The 4514-nt window shown below is 62.4% G+C and carries 6 protein-coding genes and 1 pseudogene; 3 read left to right on the top strand and 4 right to left on the bottom strand.

The window, feature by feature from the left end; all coding sequences use genetic code 11:
• From QZY01_RS13850 to QZY01_RS13840, 3 genes and pseudogenes are all read right to left on the bottom strand, one after another.
• A pseudogene (locus QZY01_RS13850) lies at positions 1-384 on the bottom strand (hypothetical protein); the annotation flags it as partial.
• Entirely contained in the window at positions 338-517 is a 180-nt protein-coding gene (locus tag QZY01_RS13845; protein ID WP_294537969.1) for a helix-hairpin-helix domain-containing protein, read from the bottom strand. The gene QZY01_RS13845 and the pseudogene QZY01_RS13850, both read right to left, overlap by 47 nt.
• A 13-nt stretch (positions 518-530) precedes the next feature.
• Entirely contained in the window at positions 531-875 is a 345-nt protein-coding gene (locus QZY01_RS13840) for a hypothetical protein (protein WP_294537971.1), read from the bottom strand.
• On the opposite strand from QZY01_RS13840, the gene QZY01_RS13835 reads away from it, so the two are divergent.
• From QZY01_RS13835 to QZY01_RS13825, 3 genes are all read left to right on the top strand, one after another.
• Positions 756-1115: a hypothetical protein gene (locus QZY01_RS13835; protein ID WP_294537967.1), complete on the top strand. Its 360-nt coding sequence runs from the start codon at positions 756-758 to the stop codon at positions 1113-1115. The two genes, QZY01_RS13840 and QZY01_RS13835, sit on opposite strands and share 120 nt — an antisense overlap.
• On the top strand, positions 1112-2260 hold the full coding sequence (tal, locus tag QZY01_RS13830) for a transaldolase (RefSeq protein WP_294537965.1): 1149 nt from the start codon (positions 1112-1114) through the stop codon (positions 2258-2260). The genes QZY01_RS13835 and tal overlap by 4 nt, the downstream gene beginning before the upstream one ends.
• A gap of 296 nt (positions 2261-2556) precedes the next feature.
• Complete coding sequence (locus QZY01_RS13825; protein ID WP_294537964.1) at positions 2557-3396, top strand: carotenoid biosynthesis protein; 840 nt, start codon at positions 2557-2559, stop codon at positions 3394-3396.
• A 493-nt stretch (positions 3397-3889) separates the two neighbouring features.
• On the opposite strand, the gene QZY01_RS13820 is transcribed toward QZY01_RS13825, so the two are convergent.
• Entirely contained in the window at positions 3890-4252 is a 363-nt protein-coding gene (locus tag QZY01_RS13820) for a hypothetical protein (RefSeq protein WP_294537962.1), read from the bottom strand.
• Positions 4253-4514: the final 262 nt, after the last annotated feature.

Genomic DNA, 4514 nt, shown 5'->3' with positions numbered 1-4514 from the left:
GGTTTTGTCCTGAGGTTGCACGAGCGTGTCGCTGCCCGCATGGCTTATATTGTTATCGTTGGTCAAAGTGCAAAGGCGGCGGCCGGATCCGGTCCTCCGGTTACCCATGGAATCGCCTTGTCGGCGTCGATCGTCGGCGATGGCGGCGGCCACCTGCCCTAAAGCCAGAAGCCGGTCGTCGATGCCGCGCTCGGCGAGATACAGCCCCCGCAGGAAGACGCAGGATCGCCCGTCGATGGTGGCCGCGACGACGTCTTTGCCGGCAAGCTCATGGGCCAAGGCATTTCCGACGATGCCGACTTCGACTTCGAGAAGCATCGTCGCGAGCTTGACGAGGTCACCCGCCGGCAGACCGCAATGCCCCTCGCCGGCAGCTTCCTGCACCAGCGAAGGAAATGCCCGCGCGCATGCGTGGGGGCGATTCCCGGATCATGCCAGGTTTCATCGCGATGGCGTCGGCGGTGCGAAAGGCGATGCCGCGAATGTCGCGCACGAGCCGGCAGGGTTTCGTGGTCATCACCTGGATCGCGTCACGAGACGGCGCGGAAGCTCCCAACTCCGGTTAGCGGCCGCTCAAATTGACCGCCGGTCGCCAGCTTCGCGCCATCAACGGACCTTGCCATTCCAACCGAAACCACGCCCACATCGCCACAGAGCAGCCGTTCGCCAAATGCTTGAATCGCAGATCCCGAAGGCGGTTGGCGCAAGTGATAGCGGATTCGCCACGGCAGGAAAAAATCGGAAAGGCCCCCGATGTGGTCCTGATCGGGACCGGCAGGGAGGTTTCGCTCCGCATTGAAGCCTTCGAGCAACTCGAAAGCGAAGGCGCTTGCGCGCGAATCGTGAGCATGGCTTCTGGGGAATTCTTCGCGCAACACGACAAATCCTACCGCGACAAGGTGTTGCCGCCGTCCGTGTCCGCGCGGATTTCGGTCGAGGCGGGCTTGACGATCGGCTGGAATTGCCAAGTCGAGGCATCAGGCGAAAAGATCGGCATGCGCGGTTTTGACGCCTCGGCGCCGATCGCGGATCTGCTAAAAGAATTCCGGTTCACCCGTGAGACGGCGGTCGCCGCAGCGCGCCGGCGCCTGGACTTTCCGGAGAAATCGCCTTGAACGCCTTGAAACAGCTCGAAACCTGCGGCCAGTCTCCCTGGCTTGACTATCTCAAGCGCAGCTTGATCCATAATGGCGAACTCGAGCGACTTATCGAGCGTGACGGAGTGAAGGGCGTCACCTCGAACCCTTCGATTTTCGAACAAGCCATCGGACATTCGGACGAATATGCCGATGCGATCCAGCAATTTCTTGGCGAAGGCGCCCCTGCGGCCGCGGAAATCTATGAACACCTGGCCATTGCCGATATTCGCGCCGCCGCCGATGTCCTGCGTCCCGTCCATGTGCGGACGCGCGGGCGCGACGGCTATGTCAGCCTCGAATGCTCGCCTTACCTCGCCAATGACACCGAGGCCACCGTGGCGGAAGCGTTGCGGCTTTGGGAGGCCGTCGCGCGCTCCAACCTGATGGTGAAGGTTCCGGCGACGCCGGCCGGCCTGCCCGCCGTTCGCCGGCTGATTGCAGGCGGGCTGAACATCAATGTCACTCTGCTGTTTTCCGTGGAGGCCTACGAGCAGGCGGTCGAAGCCTATATCGCCGGGCTCGAGGCGCTGCTGGATGCGGGGGGCGACGTTTCGAGCATCGCCAGCGTCGCCAGTTTCTTCGTCAGTCGCATCGACACGGCAGTCGACAAACGGCTTGATGGACTCGCCGATGGCCAGGCGGCGGACCGCCTGCGCGGCAAGGCGGCGATCGCCAACGCCAAGATGGCCTATGACCGTTACAAGGCGTTGTTTTCGGGGTCGCGGTGGCAAAAGCTGGCCAGCGCGGGCGCGCAAACGCAGCGGCTGCTTTGGGCCTCCACCGGCGCCAAAAACCCGGCCTACAAGGACACAATATATGTCGAAAGCCTGATCGGCGCCGACACGGTAAACACCATGCCGCCCGCGACGATGGACGCCTTCCGCGACCATGGAAAGATCGAACCCGGCGCCATCGAGCAAGATCTCGCAGATGCGAAAACAACCTTGTCCGAATTGACGGAACGCGGCGTTTCCCTGGATGAAATCACGCGCCAACTGGTGGAGGACGGCGTGCGGCAATTTTCCGAGGCGTTCGACAAGCTGTTCGCCTCGCTCGAGAAGAGACGCCGGATTCTGCTCGATGGCCAGCGCCCGGGCCTCAGGATCCAGACCAATCGATAGCAGACGCTCTCCAGTGAAACGTTTGGTCAGGAGCAACGTGCGGTTGATCCTCGCTTTTCTGCGGTTGGCGCCCCCGTTGATCGACGATGCCGACGATGGCTTGCGCTGGGCGCGTAACCCTTTGCTTGCCGCTCTCCAAGATGGTAGCTAACAGATCTGGCCCCGTTCAGTCTCTGGCGCCGCAATAGGCGAACTCGGAGTGCCCAGCGAATCGTGCCTGTGAGGGCGGCAACCCGCACTGGCGGCCCTGGCGAACCGGGGGCGCGGCCCGCCTGCCGCGAGAGGAGGCAGCCTCCATGCCTGCAAGTAGATCGGTGCTGCGCGGGCTCGTCTGGCTGCTCTTCGTGCTGCTTGCGCTGCGTTTCGCGGCGCTGTGGGCGGACGCCTTTGCGGGGACGTCGCTGCCGTTCCCTGGCAGCATCGGCTTCACACTGCTGTTCACGGCGTTCTCCGTGCTGCACGCGGCGAGCTTGCTCGGCTGGCGCCGATCGCTGGCTTTCCTCCTCGTTTGTGCGGTCGTTTCGTGGTGCTTCGAGGAGGTCGGCGTCAGCACCGGCCTGGTCTACGGCGCATATCATTACGGCGAACAGCTCGGCCCAAAGCTCGGTAAGGTCCCGCTCATCATCCCGCTCGCGTGGTTCATGATGGTCTACGCGAGCTGGACCGTGGCGCGGCTGCTGCTGGATGGCGCGGGCTCGTCGACATCGGGCGTGGGGACGGCGGCGCGAATTGTCACCGCCGCGATGGTTATGACGGCGTGGGACTCCGTAATGGACCCCGGCATGGCGCGTTCGGGGGCATGGACGTGGGAGCAGGGCGGCGCCTATTTCGGAGTGCCTTTGCAGAACTTCGTCGGCTGGCTCGCGACCACAGTCACCGTTTATGCCTTGGCCGAACTGCTATTCCGGCGCTTGGGCGGCCGTCTGCCCTTAGTGATAGCTGGCGTCTACGCCGGATTGCCGGCCATCCTCTACGCACTTGTTGCGGCTGATCGCTTGCTGCTTCCGGGCTTGCCGGAACTGCGCGTCGTCGCCGCGTTTGGCATGGGCTTCGTCGCGTTGCTGGCGATCCTTCGACTGGCGCTCGGGCCGCCTGCTGCTTTGCCGCCACGCCATTCTTCCTTTGAGCAGGAGTAGCATCTCATGGGTTTCGCGCTCGACTTCCGAACGCGCCAGCGTAAGCATCCCAGCCGAGCGGCCACCACACCGGCGAGGTGGTGAATACCAGAAGGGGGCGTTGTGACATTGCCGAGTAGAGCGCCCAAAAAAATCCAGGCGCTTCATTTATCCCGCTGCCGCAACGGCTTCGGGCGCCGACGGCTGTGGCGCATCCTTGTCGTTCCCGACGCGGCACATGAAAGGTCGGCAACCCGCCTGAAGCCGTCGGTCGACTTGACCGGCGCCGTCCGTCTCGTAAGGAGCCGTTCGATGGCGACCGCGAAAGCCGGCTCGGCGCCATAACCGGAAATCCGGTTTCGGATCGGTCAGCCTATGCCCTGGGACGAAAGCCGACCTTCCCGGGATCGGAAACGCTGCCGCACCCCACGCTGCCGCCAGTGTGATCAGTTCGAGAACTCAGCAAAGCGTTGCCTGCCAAGACGCTAGGCAACCACACCCACAGAATGTTGTCTCAGCCTCGCACGCCAAAAATGATGTGCACGATGCGCTGCACTTCATCGAACCGTTTTGCATCCAGGTCGTACGTCACCTCGACGTATTTGTTCTCCTTCCTGGCGATCTCGAAGGCGAGGCGTGTGGGAGTGACCTCGATCAGCCGCAGCCCGAAATGGCCAGCGTAGGTATCGTGATCATGGGTTTCGATATAGCAGACACCGCCGTCATCGTCCTCAAACTGACGCTGAAGAAGAAGATAGGGGTGATCGGGCTCCGACAGATCAAAGTCATCTCCGTTGCGGGCCTCGCTATCGAAAGAGACCTGGAAGAACTCGCCGCCGGACTCTTCTATAGATACGTGGTTGGCGTGGAGTCTCAATGGGAGGCCTCGTTTCCGTGCGCGTTAATCGAGCCTGATTCGACTCCAATTCCCGCCAGCCTTGTCCTCACACTAACAGCCGCGCCGCGCCATCGCGCCAAAGGGCCGCGCGGGCGAAATACGACGGGCTGAGGCTTTTCAAAAATCGGCGCCGTTGCCGTAGAGTTGAAAAACCACTATCTTACCTTCATCTTACCCTGAGGAATTGAAAATGTCAGCCCGCGAGCGTTTGACGACGGTGGTTTCGACGAAGGGCCAGGTT

Source organism: uncultured Rhodoblastus sp., assembly GCF_903903185.1.
Classification (GTDB): Bacteria; Pseudomonadota; Alphaproteobacteria; order Rhizobiales; family Beijerinckiaceae; genus Rhodoblastus.
Note: the sequence above shows the minus strand (reverse complement) of the source record. Positions and strands in the feature narration are given on the sequence as shown.

Coding starts and splice junctions, on each gene's coding strand:
- QZY01_RS13845 (WP_294537969.1), bottom strand. CDS start 517: ATGACCACGAAACCCTGCCGGCTCGTGCGCGACATTCGCGGCATCGCC.
- QZY01_RS13825 (WP_294537964.1), top strand. CDS start 2,557: ATGCCTGCAAGTAGATCGGTGCTGCGCGGGCTCGTCTGGCTGCTCTTC.